This window comes from Bradyrhizobium sp. ISRA430 (genome assembly GCF_029909975.1).
Classification (GTDB): Bacteria; Pseudomonadota; Alphaproteobacteria; order Rhizobiales; family Xanthobacteraceae; genus Bradyrhizobium.
The window spans coordinates 8,484,478-8,501,145 of record NZ_CP094516.1; the positions used below are offsets into that span (position 1 = coordinate 8,484,478).

Annotated in this window: 15 protein-coding genes; 10 read left to right on the plus strand and 5 right to left on the minus strand. The window is 63.8% G+C overall.

Annotated features, from left to right (window positions below; genetic code table 11):
• Positions 1-35: 35 nt before the first annotated feature.
• Positions 36-1,019, minus strand: coding sequence for a glycosyltransferase family 4 protein (locus MTX21_RS39690; protein WP_280970932.1), 984 nt, complete (start codon positions 1,017-1,019; stop codon positions 36-38).
• 38 nt (positions 1,020-1,057) lie between these two features.
• Positions 1,058-2,017 (minus strand): lysylphosphatidylglycerol synthase transmembrane domain-containing protein, encoded by a 960-nt coding sequence (locus MTX21_RS39695; RefSeq protein ID WP_280969851.1) that lies wholly within the window; start codon positions 2,015-2,017, stop codon positions 1,058-1,060.
• 208 nt (positions 2,018-2,225) lie between these two features.
• Here MTX21_RS39695 and MTX21_RS39700 point away from each other — a divergent pair, with 208 nt between their 5' ends.
• From MTX21_RS39700 to MTX21_RS39730, 7 genes are all read left to right on the plus strand, one after another.
• Positions 2,226-3,215, plus strand: coding sequence for an NAD-dependent epimerase (locus tag MTX21_RS39700; RefSeq protein WP_280969852.1), 990 nt, complete (start codon positions 2,226-2,228; stop codon positions 3,213-3,215).
• Between the two features lie 7 nt (positions 3,216-3,222).
• A complete protein-coding gene (locus MTX21_RS39705) occupies positions 3,223-4,635 on the plus strand; it encodes a mannose-1-phosphate guanylyltransferase/mannose-6-phosphate isomerase (protein WP_280969853.1) in 1,413 nt (470 codons plus the stop codon).
• Positions 4,636-4,817: 182 nt separating this feature from the next.
• Positions 4,818-5,822 (plus strand): Gfo/Idh/MocA family oxidoreductase, encoded by a 1,005-nt coding sequence (locus tag MTX21_RS39710; protein WP_280969854.1) that lies wholly within the window; start codon positions 4,818-4,820, stop codon positions 5,820-5,822.
• Between the two features lie 52 nt (positions 5,823-5,874).
• A complete protein-coding gene (locus tag MTX21_RS39715; protein ID WP_280969855.1) occupies positions 5,875-7,026 on the plus strand; it encodes a DegT/DnrJ/EryC1/StrS family aminotransferase in 1,152 nt (383 codons plus the stop codon).
• A gap of 43 nt (positions 7,027-7,069) precedes the next feature.
• The gene (murJ, locus tag MTX21_RS39720) at positions 7,070-8,599 is read left to right on the plus strand and encodes a murein biosynthesis integral membrane protein MurJ (protein ID WP_280969856.1); all 1,530 of its coding nucleotides are present in this window, start codon (positions 7,070-7,072) and stop codon (positions 8,597-8,599) included.
• Between the two features lie 81 nt (positions 8,600-8,680).
• Positions 8,681-10,990, plus strand: coding sequence for a xanthine dehydrogenase family protein molybdopterin-binding subunit (locus tag MTX21_RS39725; RefSeq protein ID WP_280969857.1), 2,310 nt, complete (start codon positions 8,681-8,683; stop codon positions 10,988-10,990).
• A 123-nt stretch (positions 10,991-11,113) separates the two neighbouring features.
• Complete coding sequence (locus MTX21_RS39730) at positions 11,114-11,563, plus strand: cytochrome c (protein ID WP_280969858.1); 450 nt, start codon at positions 11,114-11,116, stop codon at positions 11,561-11,563.
• A gap of 59 nt (positions 11,564-11,622) precedes the next feature.
• Here the strand turns inward: MTX21_RS39730 and MTX21_RS39735 are convergent, their stop codons facing one another.
• Positions 11,623-12,003, minus strand: a complete 381-nt coding sequence (locus tag MTX21_RS39735) for a hypothetical protein (RefSeq protein ID WP_280969859.1) — start codon at positions 12,001-12,003, stop codon at positions 11,623-11,625.
• Between the two features lie 271 nt (positions 12,004-12,274).
• Between MTX21_RS39735 and MTX21_RS39740 the strand changes: the two genes are divergently transcribed.
• The gene (locus tag MTX21_RS39740; RefSeq protein WP_280969860.1) at positions 12,275-13,558 is read left to right on the plus strand and encodes a cystathionine gamma-synthase family protein; all 1,284 of its coding nucleotides are present in this window, start codon (positions 12,275-12,277) and stop codon (positions 13,556-13,558) included.
• Positions 13,559-13,809: 251 nt separating this feature from the next.
• On the opposite strand, the gene MTX21_RS39745 is transcribed toward MTX21_RS39740, so the two are convergent.
• Complete coding sequence (locus tag MTX21_RS39745; protein ID WP_280969861.1) at positions 13,810-14,226, minus strand: CHRD domain-containing protein; 417 nt, start codon at positions 14,224-14,226, stop codon at positions 13,810-13,812.
• A gap of 153 nt (positions 14,227-14,379) precedes the next feature.
• Between MTX21_RS39745 and MTX21_RS39750 the strand changes: the two genes are divergently transcribed.
• The gene (locus MTX21_RS39750) at positions 14,380-15,306 is read left to right on the plus strand and encodes a cytochrome c (RefSeq protein WP_280969862.1); all 927 of its coding nucleotides are present in this window, start codon (positions 14,380-14,382) and stop codon (positions 15,304-15,306) included.
• Between the two features lie 10 nt (positions 15,307-15,316).
• Here MTX21_RS39750 and MTX21_RS39755 read toward each other — a convergent pair whose 3' ends face one another.
• A complete protein-coding gene (locus tag MTX21_RS39755; protein ID WP_280969863.1) occupies positions 15,317-15,562 on the minus strand; it encodes an Lrp/AsnC ligand binding domain-containing protein in 246 nt (81 codons plus the stop codon).
• A 153-nt stretch (positions 15,563-15,715) separates the two neighbouring features.
• Here MTX21_RS39755 and thiD point away from each other — a divergent pair, with 153 nt between their 5' ends.
• The gene (thiD, locus tag MTX21_RS39760; RefSeq protein ID WP_280969864.1) at positions 15,716-16,516 is read left to right on the plus strand and encodes a bifunctional hydroxymethylpyrimidine kinase/phosphomethylpyrimidine kinase; all 801 of its coding nucleotides are present in this window, start codon (positions 15,716-15,718) and stop codon (positions 16,514-16,516) included.
• Positions 16,517-16,668 lie beyond the last annotated feature (152 nt).

A 16,668-nucleotide genomic window follows, 5' to 3' on the forward strand; every position in this document is an offset into this window, starting at 1 on the left:
ACTCTCGATGAGGGCCTGCAGCTCGCGCTGTCGTCTCAGGCCGCCTGAGGGCGGGAGAAGCGCCGCAGGACGATGCCGATCGCAATCGCTCCTGCGACGAGCGCGAGCGTCGTGATCGCGATCGAGCCGGCGCGGACCGTGACGATGGCGAGCAGCGCGAGCACGAGGTTGAGCGCGAACACGTCGCCGACAACCCGAGGGACCTTGAAGCCATTGTCGGTGGCGCGCTGATAGAAATGCGTGCGATGTGCCGACCAGAACGGCTCGCGCCGCGCGATGCGCTGAAACAGCGTTATGGTGGCATCCGCGAGATAGTACCCGGGCAGCAGCAGCGCCGCGGCGATCTGGCCCCGCCAGGCGAGCTCCAGCAGGCACCAGCCGAGCAATAGTCCAATCGGCAGGCTGCCGACATCGCCGAGAAAGACCTTGGCGATCGGGCGATTGAAGGGCGCAAAGCCGAGCATGGCGCCGCAAAGGGCCGTCGCGAGCAGTCCGGTGGACGGAGAGAGGTCGCCAAACCATCCGAGCAGCCCGAGCGCGGCCGTCGTCGGCACCACCTCGGACACCGTCATCAGGTCGAGACCGTCCATGAAATTGACGAGGTTCACGAACCAGACGCCGGCGATGACGATAAGGACGCGTTCAAAAGCCAGCGGCAGGGCGGGCACGATGCGCAGCGTCTCCGGTGCCGAGAACACGATGGTGGTCACGGCGGCAGCCTGTAACGAGAGCCGTACGATGACCGGCAGCGGCTTGATGTCATCGACAAGCCCGACCAGTGCGACCAGCACAGTGGCGCCGATCAGGGGCAAGGGAATCGCGGCATGGGTCCAGGCGGCCCAGAGCGCAGCGACCAGCAGAGTGGCCGCGACGACCGCGATACCCGCGCCCTGCGGCGTCGGGATCCGATGCGAGGAGCGTGCGTTTGGCCGGGCCAGCGCGTAGCGCTGCAGCAGCGGCATGCTCCGCCAGGTGATACAGGCAGAAAGCAGTGCGGCCAATGCGAGGGCGAGCAGCATCAGCCCCAACGCATTTTGCGGACCGGCGACGAAAATCGTCACTCCGGCACCTCGATCGGGGCCGATCCTTGCGCTGCCTTCTCGGCGCTGAAGATCCAGACCAGCCCGCCGAACGCGCCGACGATGAACGAGACGGCGCCGAACAGCAGCGAGACATTGACGCCCTCATTGGCGGCGAGGCCGGCGAAGCCGAAAGCCAGGCCCATGGTCGCCTCGCGGACGCCCCAGCCGGCGATCGATATCGGCATCAACGTGATCAGCATGACCGGCGGAATGAGCAGAAAGACCTGGCCGAAATTGACCGGCGCGGCGATCGACTGCACCACGCACCAGGCGATCACGACCGCCAGCACGTGAATGACGAGCGACAGGATCGCGACACGTGGGCCCCGTGTGCGGTTGAAGATCACGCGGTTCGCGATTACGGCGCAAGCGTGGATGTGATGCGTGGCCCACCAGCTCTTGAGCCACGACCATTTCAACGCACCGAAGATCAAAAAGCCGACGCCGCCCGCGAGTGCGGCGAGGTCGAGCAGCAGCAGCGCCGAACGCCCATTCGGATCGGTGATGAGACTGTAGCTCCACGGCAGGCTCGCGACGATGAGGATCGCGAGCGCAACCAGCCCGATCGCGCGATCGACGAAAATCGAATAGGTCGCCGCACGCCAGCCGGCGCCGGCACGCGCGACGAGCCAGAGCCGGACCGCGTCGCCGCCGATCGCGGAGGGCAGGGTCTGGTTGAAGAATGCGCCGATCACGTTGTAGCGCATGGCCCGGCCGAGCCCGAGCGGCGCGCCGCACTCGGCGCTGATCTCGCGCCAGCGCAGCACGCCGACAAAGATCTGCAGAAACGTGACCGCGATGGCCATGCCGATCCAGAACAGGCTGCTCAAGGTGAAGCGCGAAAACAGCTCGGACGGGTTGACCTTGCGCAGCGCCAGATAAAGCAGCGCCGCGGAAATCAGGATTTTAGCCGTCGACAGCAGGATTCGGCGCATTTCGCCCGCATGAACAGGGTTTGCGATGGTTGAGGTCACCCGACGCGAGGCGCCGAATTTGGCCGCTTTGGTATGGTTTTGGCGCCGATCTTGCAATAGCCGTTATGAGAGAGCTCTCATGAGAGCGTCGAGGCTATTGCGACCCCCTCGACGCAGCGGCTAAAGAGGCCCGCGGTGTGGGCGCGGCGACGCATGCCTTGGGAACAGGATGACGGATCAGGCAATTTTGGTCACGGGCGCCGCCGGCTTTATCGGCTTTCACGTCGCCCGGCAGCTCCTGGCCGAAGGCCGTCCGGTCGTCGGGCTGGACAATCTCAACAGCTATTACGATCCGGCGCTGAAACGGGCACGCCTGGAGCTTCTGCGGGGCGATCGCGGCTTCTCCTTCGTGCAGGCCGATCTTGTGGATCGGGAGGCGATCGCGGCGCTGTTCGCGGAACACCGGTTCGTGACGGTCGTGCATCTCGCGGCCCAGGCCGGCGTGCGCTATTCGATCGACCATCCTCACGCTTACGTCGACTCCAATCTTGAGGGATTTCTGAACGTGCTCGAGGGCTGCCGGAACAACGGTTGTCGTCATCTCGTCTACGCTTCGTCATCCTCCGTTTACGGCGCCAATACAAAACTGCCGTTCGCCGTGGCGGATCGCACCGATCACCCCATTAGCCTCTACGCTGCGACCAAGAGAGCCAACGAGTTGATCGCACAGTCTTACAGCCATCTCTACCGGCTGCCGGTCACGGGCCTGCGCTTCTTTACCATATACGGTCCGTGGGGCCGGCCCGATATGGCCATGTTTCTGTTTGTGAATGCCATCATCGAGGGCAGGCCGATCCAGCTCTTTAACCGTGGCAGGATGCGTCGCGACTTCACCTATATTGACGACGTCACCCGTGTAGTGTCCAAGCTCATCGATCGGGTGCCCGGGGATAATCCGGCTGCCGCAAATGCGCCGTCTCGCGTCTACAATGTTGGCAATCACCGCCCTGAGGAGCTGATGCATGTCGTCGGTCTTCTGGAGCGCGAGCTGGGTCGAACAGCGATGAAGGATCTGCTGCCGATGCAGCCGGGAGATGTGCTCGAGACGTTCGCCGATATCGGGGATTTGATGCGCGACACCGGGTTTGCGCCATCGACGCCGCTCGAGCACGGGGTCCGCAACTTTGTCGCGTGGTATCGCGACTACTTCAAGGTTTGAGATGACGATGGACAAGCGAATTATCCCCCTGATCATGTGTGGTGGCGCCGGTACGCGGCTGTGGCCGGCCTCGCGCGAGGTGCGCCCCAAACAGTTCCTGCCGCTGTTCGGCGCGCGCTCGACCTTCCAGGACACGCTGTTGCGCGTCTCGGATGAATCGCTGTTCGATCGTCCGATCGTGATTACCAGCGCGTCCTACCGCTTCATGGTGCTGGAGCAGCTCGCGGAGATCGGCATCGAGGCCGACGTGCTCCTCGAGCCGATGCGGCGCGACTCCGGTCCCGCCATCGCCGCGGGCGCTGTCTTTGCGCAAGGCCGCTCCAATGACGCGATCGTGCTCGCACTCGCCGCTGACCATGTGGTGCGCGACAACGCCGCCTTCGTCGCTGCGTGTCGCGAAGGTCTCACTGCTGCCGAAGCCGGACGCATCGTGACGTTCGGCGTCAAGCCGGAGCGGCCGGCGACCGAATACGGCTATATCAGCCCGGGCGAGGCAATCTCCGGCCAGGTGAACGCGGTTGCAAGATTCGTCGAGAAGCCCGACGCGGTGAAGGCGGCCGACTACGTCAATTCGGGTTACCTCTGGAACAGCGGCAACTTCATGTTCCCGGCCGCCGTGCTGCTCGACGAATATCGCAAGGTCGACGCGACGAGCGTGCAGGCAGTCTCCGATGCCGTCGCCGATGCGGGCCGCGATCTCGGCTTCGTGACGCTCGAGCCGAAGGCGTTTGCTTCCGCGAAGGCAATCTCGATCGACTACGCCGTGATGGAAAAGACCGCGCGCGCCGCAGTGGTGCCGGTATCCTGCGGCTGGTCCGACGTCGGCTCCTGGCACGCGGTATGGGAGCTGTCGGAGAAGGATACGCAGGGCAATGCCGCGCACGGCACCGTCGTGTTCGAGGATTCCCGCAATTGCAACGTCACGACCGATTCTGCGCTGGTCGCGCTCGAAGGCGTCGATGACCTCGTCGTGGTGGCGACGGCGGATGCGGTCCTGGTCTCGCGCCAGAAGGATGCCAACGGGCTGAAGCGCCTGGTCACGAAGATCAAGACGGTCGCGCCGAAGGTCACCGAGGAGCATCTCAAGGTGCACCGGCCCTGGGGCAGCTATCAGTCCGTCGACAATGGCGAGCGCCACCAGGTCAAGCGCATCGTGGTGAAGCCGGGCGGGCGGCTGTCGCTCCAGAAGCACCACCATCGTGCCGAGCACTGGATCGTGGTCCGCGGCGCCGCCCGGGTGACGGTCAATGACGATGTCAAGACTGTGCACGAGAACGAGTCGATCTACATCCCGATGGGGGCCGTCCATCGCATGGAAAACCCGGGCAAAATCATGCTCGAGCTGATCGAGGTCCAGACCGGGAGCTATCTCGGGGAAGACGACATCATCCGGATTGAAGACGACTATCAAAGGTCGTAACCAGCACGCTCCGAATCACGCGACCCGGGCCGAAAAGGCGGCATCTTTCGCCGCTAAGGCCCGGGGAACGTGTAATTTTTTGAATCAAATCGTGTCCGGATCGCTATCTCGGCGTTCGCCACAAATGTGGCGCCCGTGCTAGGAGAGGCACGGGGATTTGCATTGAATCGGGGTTCGATCAGATGAGTTCCAAAGGCTCTGCACCGGCGAAGGCCGGCTTGCGCGTCGGCGTCATTGGCGCGGGCGTGATGGGCAGCAACCATGCGCGGGTGCTCGCCGGACTTCCCGGCGTCAGCCTGGTCGGCGTCGTCGACCCCTCGCCGGCGCACCGGGTGCGCGCGACCGAGCTGACCAATTGTCAGTGCTTCGAGACGCTCGATCAGCTCGTCGCCGAAGGCGTCGATGCCGTCACCGTGGCGGCGCCGACCCATCTGCATCACGAGATCGCGCTCGCTTTGATCGCGAAGAACGTCCACGTGCTGGTCGAGAAGCCGATTGCATCCACGGTGGAGGAGGGGCGCGAGATCGTCGCCGCTGCGCAAAAGGCCGGCGTCACGCTGATGGTCGGTCATGTCGAGCGCTTCAATCCGGCGGTGGCTGCCGTCAAGCAGGCGATCGCCGGCGAGGACATCCTGTCGATTGCGATCACGCGCGTCGGACCGTTCCCGCCGCGCATGTCCAATGTCGGCGTGGTCATCGATCTTGCCGTGCACGACATCGACCTGATCCGCTGGTTCACCGAATCCGACATCGTCGAGGTGCAGCCGCAATTGTCGAGCGCGGTCGCCGAGCGCGAGGACATCGCGCTACTCCAGTTTCGCACCGCCTCGGGCGTGCTGGCCCACATCAACACCAACTGGCTGACGCCCTTCAAGGCGCGCAGCGTCACGGTCGCGACCCGCGGCAAATACGTGATGGGCGATCTCTTGACACGCCAGGTCACCGAGTGCTTCGGCTTCAAACCGGACGGCAGCTATTCGATGCGACATCTCCCGGTCGGCCATGACGAGCCGCTGCGCGCCGAGCTGATCGCGTTCCTCAATGCCGTGCGCCACGGCGAGACGCCGGCGGTGACCGGCGATGAGGGCGTCGCTAGCCTCGAGATCGCCACGCAGTGCCTGGAAGCGCCGTCGCGGCCCGCGGCCGCTTCGCCCGTCCGCAAGGCGCCGCGCCGCGTTGCCGGCTGATCCCTCTCACATGTCGACCGCTCAAAACTTGCAGGAAAATCGGCAAGGCGCCATGAACCAGCATTTGCGTTCCGATCCCATCCCGTTCATCGACATTGCCGCGCAGCGCCGCAGGCTTGGCTCGGCCATCGACGATGCGGTTGGCCGGGTTCTCACCCATTGCCAGTTCGTCAACGGACCCGAGGTCACCGAACTCGAGGCGCAGCTTGCGGCCTATTGCGGTGCCAAGCATGTCGTGAGCTGCGCCAGCGGCACGGATGCGATTCTGATGGTGCTGATGGCGGAGAAGGTCGGGCCCGGCGATGCCGTGCTGTGCCCCTCGTTCACCTTCATCGCAACCGCTTCGCCGGCGGCGCGGACTGGCGCTACGCCGATCTATGTCGACGTGGACGAAGCGACCTTCAACATGAGCCCTGAGTCCTTGAAGCGCGGCATTGTGACCGCGCGGAAGGCCGGCCTCAAGCCTGCGGCGATCATTCCGGTCGATCTGTTCGGGCAGCCTGCCGATCACGACGCCATCGCCGAGATCGCGAAGGCCGAAGGCCTCTTCGTGCTCGATGACGCCGCACAGGGTTTTGGCGCGAGCTACAAGGGCCGCAAGCTCGGCACGCTGGCACACGCGACCACAACAAGCTTCTTCCCGGCAAAGCCGCTCGGCTGCTTCGGTGACGGAGGCGCTATCTTCACCGATGACGACGAACTCGCCGCCACGCTGCGCAGCATCCGCGTGCATGGGCAGGGTGTGGACAAATACGACAATGTCCGGCTCGGCCTGACTGGTCGGCTCGACACCATGCAAGCTGCGATCCTGATCGAGAAGCTGAAGATTTTCGACGACGAGATCGCCGCCCGCAACAAGGTCGCCGAGCGCTACGCGCGGGGGCTCGGCAACGTTGTGACCGTGCCGCGCCTTGCGCCCGGCTGCACCTCGATCTGGGCGCAATACACCATCCGCCTGCCTAAGGGCACCGATCGCGACGGCTTTGCCGCCGCGCTGAAGGCCCAGGGCGTGCCGACCGCGATCTATTATGGGAAGTCGATGCATCAGCAGACGGCCTACAAGCAGTATCCGGTCGCAGAGGGCGGGCTGCCGGGTTGCGAGAGCCTGTCGCAGGACGTCATCAGCCTGCCGATGCACGCCTATCTGGACGAGGCCGCCCAGGAGCGAATCATCGCCGCCGTGCGCGGCGCGCTTTCAACCTGATTTCGCCATTTTGCGGAGCCGGCTCTTCCTTTAGAAGGAGCGGATGCTCGGGCGGATTTTCACGGTTGGCGGATATACGCTGCTCTCGCGGCTGACGGGGTTTGCCCGCGACATCATGCTCGCGGCGATCCTGGGCGCTGGCCCCGTGGCCGACGCCTTCTTCGTGGCACTCCGCCTGCCCAATCATTTCCGCGCGATCTTCGCCGAGGGCGCCTTCAACGCCGCCTGGGTGCCGGCCTATGCCCACGTCCATGGCGAGCGCGGGGAGGCGGCCGCAAGACTGTTCGCCGACCGCATCTTCACGCTGCTTCTGGCCTCGCAGGTTCTGCTCCTGGTCGTCGCCTGGCTATTCATGCCGCAGGCCATGAGCATTCTGGCGCCCGGTTTCACCGAGGACGCCGAGCAGCGACGCCTCGCAATCGAGCTGACCCGGATCACCTTTCCCTATCTCTTGCTGATCACGCTGGTGACGCTCTATGGCGGCATGCTCAACGTGATGCAGCGCTTTGCCAGTGCCGCAGCCGCCTCGATCTTCCTCAACGTCACGATGATGATGACGCTGGCACTGGCCGCCTGGTTTCCCAGCGCGGGCCACGCCGCCGCCTGGGGCGTGCTGATTTCGGGCTTCCTGCAGTACTTCTTACTCGCGGGGGATCTCGGGCGCCATGGCGGCCTGCCGCGCTTTGCGCCGCTCAAGCTCGATGAAGACGTCCGCGGCTTCTTCAAGGCGCTTGGACCCGCCACGCTGGGTTCGATGGGCACCCAGGTTGCCCTGTTCGCCGACACTATCATCGCGACCTTCCTGCCGGCTGGTGCGCTGTCGGCGCTCTATTACGCCGACCGTCTCAACCAGTTGCCGATCGGCGTCATCGGCATCGCCATCGGCACGGTGCTGCTGCCGGAGATGTCGCGGCGGATCACGGCCAATGACCACGACGGCGCAATGAAAGCGCAGCGCCGCGCCTTCGATTTCACGCTGCTGTTCTCCGTGCCGTTCGTGGCTGCCTTCATGACCGTGCCCGATGTGATCGTGCGCGCGATGTTTGCGCGCGGGGCCTTCTCCAAGGCCGATGCCGCGGCCGCCGCCGCAACCTTGGCGGCTTACGCCGTGGGTCTAATCCCATTCGTGATGATCCGCAGCGCAGTAGCAACTTTCTATGCCCGCAAGGATACAGCGACACCAGTCCGGGCCATGCTGAATGGCGTAGCGATCAATGTCGCCTTGAAAATTGCGCTGATGGGAGCGCTTGCTCAAATCGGGCTTGCGCTGGCGACCGCCGCCGGCCAGTGGACCAATCTGCTGCTGCTGTTCGCTTTCGCAGTGCGGCGAGGCTATCTGGAGATCGACAGAGCGCTGACCTCTTCGCTGGCCAAGTTCGTCCTGGCCGGGCTGATCCTTGCAGCCGGCCTGTGGCTGACCGCACGCTTTGGCGCGGCCTATGTCTTGACCATGCCAAGCTTCCGCGACGAGATGACGCTGGCCCTGCTGATCGTCACCGGCACCGTCATCTACGGCCTCTGCATCCTGGTGCTGTTCGGCCGGGGCTGGCTGGTCTCCCTGGTGCGCAGCTAGTTTTTATCGTCAAGCCGTTTGCGCTGCCCGCCGATCCGCTGCAATATGCCGGCAAAACAACCATGAGGACATGGAGAGAAAATGGCTGCCCCCATCAAGTTCGGCGTTGGCCAAAGCGTGCTGCGCAAAGAGGACGATGCGCTGATCCGCGGCAAGGGCCGCTACACCGACGATTATGCGCCGCAGGCAGCCCTCCGTGCCTTGATGCTGCGCTCGCCGCACGCGCATGCCAAATACACCATTGATGTGAGCCGCGCCCGCACGCTGCCCGGCGTCGCGCTGATCCTGACCGCCGATGACGTCAAGGATCTCGGCAATCTGCCGTGCCTGTTCAATCTAGAGACCGATCCGTTCACCGGCCCGCCTTACCCGATCCTCGCCAAGGACGAGGTGCGCCATGTCGGCGATTCCATCGCGTTCGTCGTGGCCGAGACCATCGACCAGGCTCGTGATGCAATCGAAGCGATCGAGGTCAAGTGGACGCCGCTGCCGGCGGTGACCGGCGTCGTCAACGCCGTGAAGAAGGACGCGCCTCAGGTCTGGCCGGACAAGCCCGGTAACGTGCTGTTCGATGTCTCGATCGGCGACAAGGCGGCGACCGAAGCTGCGTTCGCCAAGGCGCATACGGTCGCCGAAATCTCCATCGTCAATCCGCGCGTGGTCGCGAACTTCATGGAGACGCGCGCGGCCGTTTGCGAATACGACGCCAAGCGCGATCATCTGACGTTGACGGTGGGCAGCCAGGGCAGCCACCGCCTGCGCGACATCCTCTGCCAGAATGTGCTCAATATCCCGACCGACAAGATGCGGGTGATCTGCCCCGACGTCGGCGGCGGCTTCGGCACGAAACTGTTTCCGTACCGCGAATATGCCCTGATGGCGGTCGCCGCGCGAAAGCTGAAGAAGGCCGTGAAGTGGGCGGCGGACCGCTCCGAGCATTTCATCGGCGATGCGCAGGGCCGCGACAATGTAACCACCGCGAAGATGGCGCTTGCCGAGGACGGCAAATTCCTCGCGATGGATTGCGACCTGATGGGCGACATGGGCGCGTATCTGTCGACCTTCGGGCCCTACATTCCCCATGGCGGTGCCGGCATGCTGCCGGGCCTCTACGACATCCAGGCCTTCCACTGCCGGGTGCGCACCATCTTCACCAACAGCGTCCCGGTTGATGCCTATCGCGGAGCGGGGCGGCCCGAGGCCGCCTACGTCATCGAGCGTCTCGTCGATGCCTGCGCGCGCAAGCTCGACATGACGCCGGACGCGATCCGTCGCAAGAACTTCATCCAGCCGAAGGCGCTTCCTTACAAGACTGCGACCGGCAAGGTCTACGATTCCGGCGACTTCGCCGCGCATCTGAAGCGCGCGATGGAGATCGCGGAGTGGAAGGAGTTTCCCAAGCGTGCCAAGGCGGCCAAGAAGCAGGGCCTGATCCGCGGCATTGGCTTCGCGAGCTATGTCGAGATCTGCGGCGTGATGGGAGAAGAGACTGCGAACGTCAGACTCGACCCCAACGGCGACGTCACCGTCCTGATCGGCACGCAGTCGAGCGGGCAGGGCCACCAGACGGCTTACGCCCAAATCGTTGCCGAGCAGTTCGGCCTGCCGCCGGAGCGCGTCCATATCCACCAAGGCGACACCGACGAGATCGCGACCGGGCTCGGCACTGGCGGCTCGGCCTCGATCCCGACTGGCGGCGTCTGTGTGGAGCGGGCCACGGGGGATCTGGGCAAAAAGCTGAAGGAGATCGCGGCGCAGGCGCTGGAGGCAAGCGCCGGCGACCTCGAGATTTCGGGCGGCGCAATCCGTATCGCCGGCACCGACCGCTCGATCTCCTTCGCCGATCTCGCCAAGCGGCCGGGTGTTGATCCATCGAAGATGAACGGCAGCGCGACCTTCGCCAGCGCCGACGGCACCTATCCCAACGGCACGCATCTGGCGGAAGTCGAGATCGATCCGGCCACCGGCATCATCAAGATCGTCAACTACGTGATCGTCGATGATTTCGGCAAGACGCTCAATCCGCTGCTGCTGGCGGGGCAGGTGCATGGTGGCGCCATGCAGGGCATCGGCCAGGCCCTGATGGAGCAGGTTGTCTATGGCGCAGGTGACGGCCAGCTCATCACCGCCACCTTCATGGACTATGCGGTGCCGCGGGCGGCGGACGGTCCGCCCTTCGTGTTCGAGACCCACAACGTCCCCTGCAAGACCAACCCGATGGGCGTGAAGGGCGCGGGCGAAGCCGGCGCGATCGGCTCTTGTCCCGCCGTCGTTAATGCGATCGTCGACGGTCTCTGGCGCGAATACAAGATCGACCACATCGATATGCCGGCGACCCCGGAGCGCGTGTGGATTGCGATCAACGAGCACCGTCGCCGTCACAGCCTCTAAATCATGATCATCCCGCGCGGGAATAAACGCCCTGCGCGGGGTTCTATTCGTGATGGACCGCGCTACCCCCGGTGCGGTGGACGCTGCTTTCCGTAAACCTCTGCGGGCCGGAGAAACGAGCCAATGAAACGGACGATGATTGTCGCGGGCACCCTGTTGCTGGGTGCGGGCGCCGTGATGGCGCAGCAGGAGATTGCCGTTCAGCAGGACAATTTGATGCGCTCGCAGGCCAAGAGCCTATACACGGTCATCCAGAAGATGACGAAGCGCGAAATCCCCTACAATCAGAAGGCCGTCGACGAGGCGCTGACGAACCTCGAGGCCGACGTCGCCAAGATCGCCAAGACCTTCGAGGTCAATCCCAAGCAGGACGTGGTGAACGCGACCTACGGCGCCTCGCAGAAGGTCTGGCAGAACAAGGCCGACTTCGATTCCAAGATCCCGCCGGTGCAGAAGGCGATCGCTGACGTCAAGGGCAAGGTCCACAATCTGGCGACGCTGAAGGCCGCCTACACCAGCATCAATGATCGCTGCACCGACTGCCACGAGACGTACCGCGTGAAACTAAAGTAGCCGGCTCGCGCATCCTGCTTTTCGGGAGCGTCCTGGTATCGCGCGGCGAGAATAATTGCTCAGCCGGGTCCCGAAACTTTCCGAGCGGCAGGCGTGCGGGTCTCATTGTCGAGTAGCCACCCCAACGCCTTTGCGGGGTTCGACCAGCGCACCTCATCGATCTCTTCGGCGAGCGTCAGCGCATGCGTCGTCAGCACCTCTATGTCCTGAGGATTGACGTCGGCTTTTTCCAGCACGTCGATGCACCGGTTGAACGCTGCCAGATCGAGCTGAAGTTGCTCGATAGTTGCGTGGTGATGTTTGGCCCCCGCGACCTTCCATGTTCTATGTGCGCGCATTTTTTTCTCCCCATACGCGGTCACGCAGTCGTGAGCGCTGTTTGTGGCGGCAACACGAAAATGGGGGGACGGAATCAGGGATGTTTGCAGGCGGCGCGTCAAAGGTATGGCACCGGCGGCATTTGGGCTCGAACGGCGCCCGGAGGTGAAATCTGCACCGCTTTCCGGCTTGCGTTGTTCAATTGTACTCGGGCACCGCCGCGGTTCTCAGTTCGGAGTCGGTGTCAGAGCGCAGCGTATGAGCTATCCTCAAGTGCAGCCGCCGCAGCGTTGATGAGATTCGTCGGATGCCGGCGCATCCGAACCCTGATTGCTTCGCCCGCAGAGTTCCAACGTACGGCGAGGATCTGAATCACGAACAGCGAGACAGGCCATGGCAAAACCGTTTCCGTCGAAGACCCACATCGGCAACCACATGCTGCATCCCGAAACGTTGATGCTGACCTACGGCTACGATCCGCAGCTCTCGGAAGGTGCGATCAAGCCGCCGGTGTTCCTGACCTCGACCTTCGTGTTCAGGACCGCCGAGGACGGACAGGATTTTTTCGATTTCGTCGCCGGTCGGCGCGAGCCGCCGGAGGGAATGGGCGCCGGCCTCGTCTATTCGCGCTTCAATCACCCCAACAGCGAAATCGTCGAGGACAGGCTCTCGGTCTACGAGCGCGCCGAGAGCTGCGCGTTGTTCTCGTCCGGAATGTCGGCCATTGCGACGACGATTCTCGCCTTCGTCCGGCCGGGCGACGTCATCCTGCACTCCCAGCCGCTTTACGGTGGGACCGAAACCCTGCTTGCCAACACGCTTGCACGCCTCTCGATCAGCGCTGTCGGCTTTGCCGACGGCATAGATGAGGCGGCTGTGGCGCAGGCCGCCGAGGCAGCCGCGCAAAAGGGCCGGATTGCGATGATCCTCATCGAAACGCCGGCCAACCCGACCAACGGCCTCGTCGATATCGCCATGATCCGCCACGTCGCCGACGCGATCGGCAAGAACCAGGGGCACGCGCCGATCATCGCGTGCGACAACACCTTGCTCGGGCCGGTGTTTCAGCGACCGATCGAGCATGGTGCGGACCTCTCGTTGTACTCGCTGACCAAATATGTCGGTGGTCATTCCGACCTGATCGCGGGTGCCGCGCTCGGCTCAAAGGCGATCATGAAAGACATCAAGGCGCTGCGAGGCGCCATCGGCACCCAGCTTGATCCGCACTCCTGCTGGATGATCAGCCGTTCCCTTGAGACCTTGAGCATCCGCATGGAGAAAGCCGACAGCAATGCGCGCCTTGTGGCGGATTACCTGCGCGACCACACCAAGGTGGCGAAGGTCCACTATCTCGGTCATCACGAAGCTGCGTCGGCGTCCGGACGTGTCTTCGCAAGGCAATGCCTCGGAGCTGGATCGACGTTCTCATTCGACATCGTCGGCGGGCAGCCGGCGGCGGTGAAATTCCTGAACGCGCTGCAGATCTTCAAGCTGGCGGTGAGCCTCGGAGGAACCGAATCGCTCGCCAGCCTGCCTGCAACCATGACCCATTCCGGCGTTCCCGCCGACATCCGCCAAAAAATCGGCGTTCTCGATTCCACGATCCGGCTATCGATTGGTATCGAAAATCCGTCGGACCTGATCGCGGACCTCACGCAGGCGTTGAGCGCGGCATGAGCACGATTGGAGGTGAGCGCAGGCTGCGCACGTTGTCAGGGCATGAGACATCGCGCAAAGCTGGTTCGGCGTGATCATTGCAATGACGGTTGTTGGGGCAAGCATGCCACTTTCTCCAATCGTCATTCCGGGGCGTCGCGCAGCGAGGATTTCTTCGCTGCGCTCGCAATGACGATGCTCAGGCACCACCTACGAAAAGCCGGGCGCCCTATGAGCGCCCGGCCTTGTGTCCTCGACGTGTATGGAAACGCTTACTTCGTCACCTGACCGCGGATCTCGCCGCCCGGATTGGCCGCGGTGTGAATGTTGACGTAGAGCTTGCCGGCGAGGAGATCGGCGGCCTGCGCGTCGGTGAGCGTCGCGCTGCCTTCGACCGGGCTCGACGTCGCGTTGGGGATCGCGACCGCGACGCCAGCGTTCTTGCCGGACTCGGCCGGCCCGTGGAAATGGGCGGCGGTGGCGGGGCCGGAGAGGCCCGAATAGGTGACCTTCCAGGACAGCTTCTTGCTGGCCGCATCGTAGTCGAGATCGGCCGTCCCGGTGCCGCTGCTGGTCGTGGCCGGCACCTCGGACTTGCCGCTGAGCGTTGCTTTCAGCTTTTCGGCGCTGGCCGGCCCCGCAAAAGCGACGGCGCCCAGCGCTAACACGGCGATGATGGTCTTGTTCATGGCACTCTCCCTGGTGGCCTCATTAGCTTGCCAAACTTCCAACAGCCTGCGTTTCAGTTTATTCCCGTTTCCGGCGGGGACGGGCTAAATTCTTCGTGGCTGGAGTTGCAGCGACAGCGGTCCTAGCTTCGACACAACGCGTGGATGGACCGCATGTTGCAACGAACAATTTCCGTGGCGCTGTTCGCAGTGATTGCCACAACAGGGGTCTACTGGTGGCTCAGCGCGCCGGCCGTGGGCTTTGTCACCACGGCACCTGCTCACACGCCGAACCTTGCGAACGGCGAGGAGATGTTCAACGCCGGTGGCTGCGCCTCATGCCATGCCGTGCCCGAACAGCCCGACCGCACGCGGCTCGGCGGCGGCGTCGCGATCGGCTCACCCTTCGGAACGTTCTACGCGCCCAACATCTCGCCCGATACCAACGATGGCATCGGACGATGGAACGAAGCAGACTTCGTCAACGCTGTCATGAAGGGGGTGTCGCCGGCCGGACAACATTATTTTCCGGCCTTCCCCTACACGTCCTATCGGCATGCCAAGCGCGAGGACGTGCTCGATCTCTTCGCCTATTTGAAGACACTTCCGCCGGTTGCGGGCAAGGTGCGCGACCATGACATCCGCTTCCCCTTCGACATCCGCCGTAATGTCGGCATCTGGAAGCTCCTGTTCATGGACGGAAAATCCTTCACGCCTGACGGTGCGCAGTCGGCGCAATGGAATCGCGGCGCCTATCTCGTGAACAGCTTTGGCCATTGCGCGGAATGTCACAGCCCGCGCAATGTTCTCGGCGGCATCATCGCTGGAGAGCGCTTTGCCGGCGGTCCCAATCCGGAAGGAGAGGGCTGGATTCCCAACATCACCCAGAAGCACCTTGGCGACTGGAGCGCGAAGGATATCGCCTATTTCCTGGAGACCGGCGAACTGCCCGACGGTGACAGCGCCGGCGGCGCGATGAGGCGGGTGATCAAGAACACCTCGCTATTGTCGGAAGCCGATCTTGCGGCGATCGCCGAGTACGTCAAGTCGCTCCCGCCGGTCGATGGACCGACGCCGCCGAAGCGCAAGGAGGGCGGCTAGCGCCCCAGCCCTAGCCGCTCCCGAAAGCCTTGAAGGTGATGATGGTGTGGGTGTCCTGGATGCCCGGCAGGATCTGCACCTTCTCGTTGATGAAGTGGCCGATGTCAGTGTCCTTGTCGACGTAGAACTTCACCAGGAGGTCGTAGTCGCCGGCCGTGGAGTAGATCTCGGAGGCGATCTCGGCTTCGGCGAGCGCGTTGGCGACCGTGTAGGACTGGCCAAGCTTGCATTTGATCTGGACGAAAAAAGGAACCATCGCGGTTGCTCCGAAGGGCATGATCTAGCGGCTAATAGGCCAAAACCGGGCCGATTTAGCAAGCGAACTTGCTGCCCCCGGGTGCAAGCTTGCTTGCTACCCGGCATGCGCGCTAGGACAAATCATGGCCTCCGAAAAGCGGAAAATCGCTGCATGACGACGCCCGTTGCGCTGACCATCGCCGGCTCCGATTCGAGCGGCGGCGCTGGCATTCAGGCGGACCTGAAGACCTTTGCCGCGCTTGGTGTCTTTGGCGCCTCCGCCATCACGGCGTTGACGGCGCAGAACACCAAAGGCGTCACCGGCATCCATGCGGTGCCGGCCGATTTCGTCACCGCGCAGATCGACGCGGTGTTCTCCGATCTCGACGTCGGCGCGGTGAAGATCGGCATGGTGGCGCAGGCTGCGAGCATCGATGCGATCGCCGCCGCGCTCTCGCGCTGGACGCCCCGGCACGTTGTGCTTGATCCCGTGATGGTCGCAACCTCCGGCGATCGCCTGCTCGCCACCGAGGCCGTCGAAGCCCTGCGCACCAAGCTGATGCCGCTCGCATCGGTGATCACGCCCAACCTGCCGGAGGCAGCCGCTCTCCTGGATGAGCCGGTCGCGGCAAGCAAGACCGACATCGAGGGCCAGGGGCGTCGCCTGCTGGCGCTCGGTTGCCGTGCGGTGGTGATCAAGGGCGGGCACGGCGAGGGCGCCGAGAGCATCGACTATCTCGTCGATTCGGAAAACACGATCGCGCTCGCCGCACCCCGCGTTGCCACCAAAAATACTCATGGCACCGGCTGCTCGCTGTCCTCGGCGATTGCGGCCGGTCTTGCCAAAGGCGACGATCTCGCGCAGGCCGTGCGCAATGCCAAGACCTGGATCAGCGCGGCGATCGCGGCCGCCGACCGCTTCAGCGTCGGCCACGGCCATGGGCCGATCCATCATTTCCACCGGTTCTATTGATCCCGGCTGCGATTGCGGCCGGGATACGCGCTGCGGTCCGCCTTCGTAAGCCAATAAACCTATGGGTTCCCGGGATTTTGCGGAGACCTGTGCGGCACCATGTCGCCTGATTGTCGCATGCGGCTGGTATCCGGCTGACAGGGCGAGGCGAA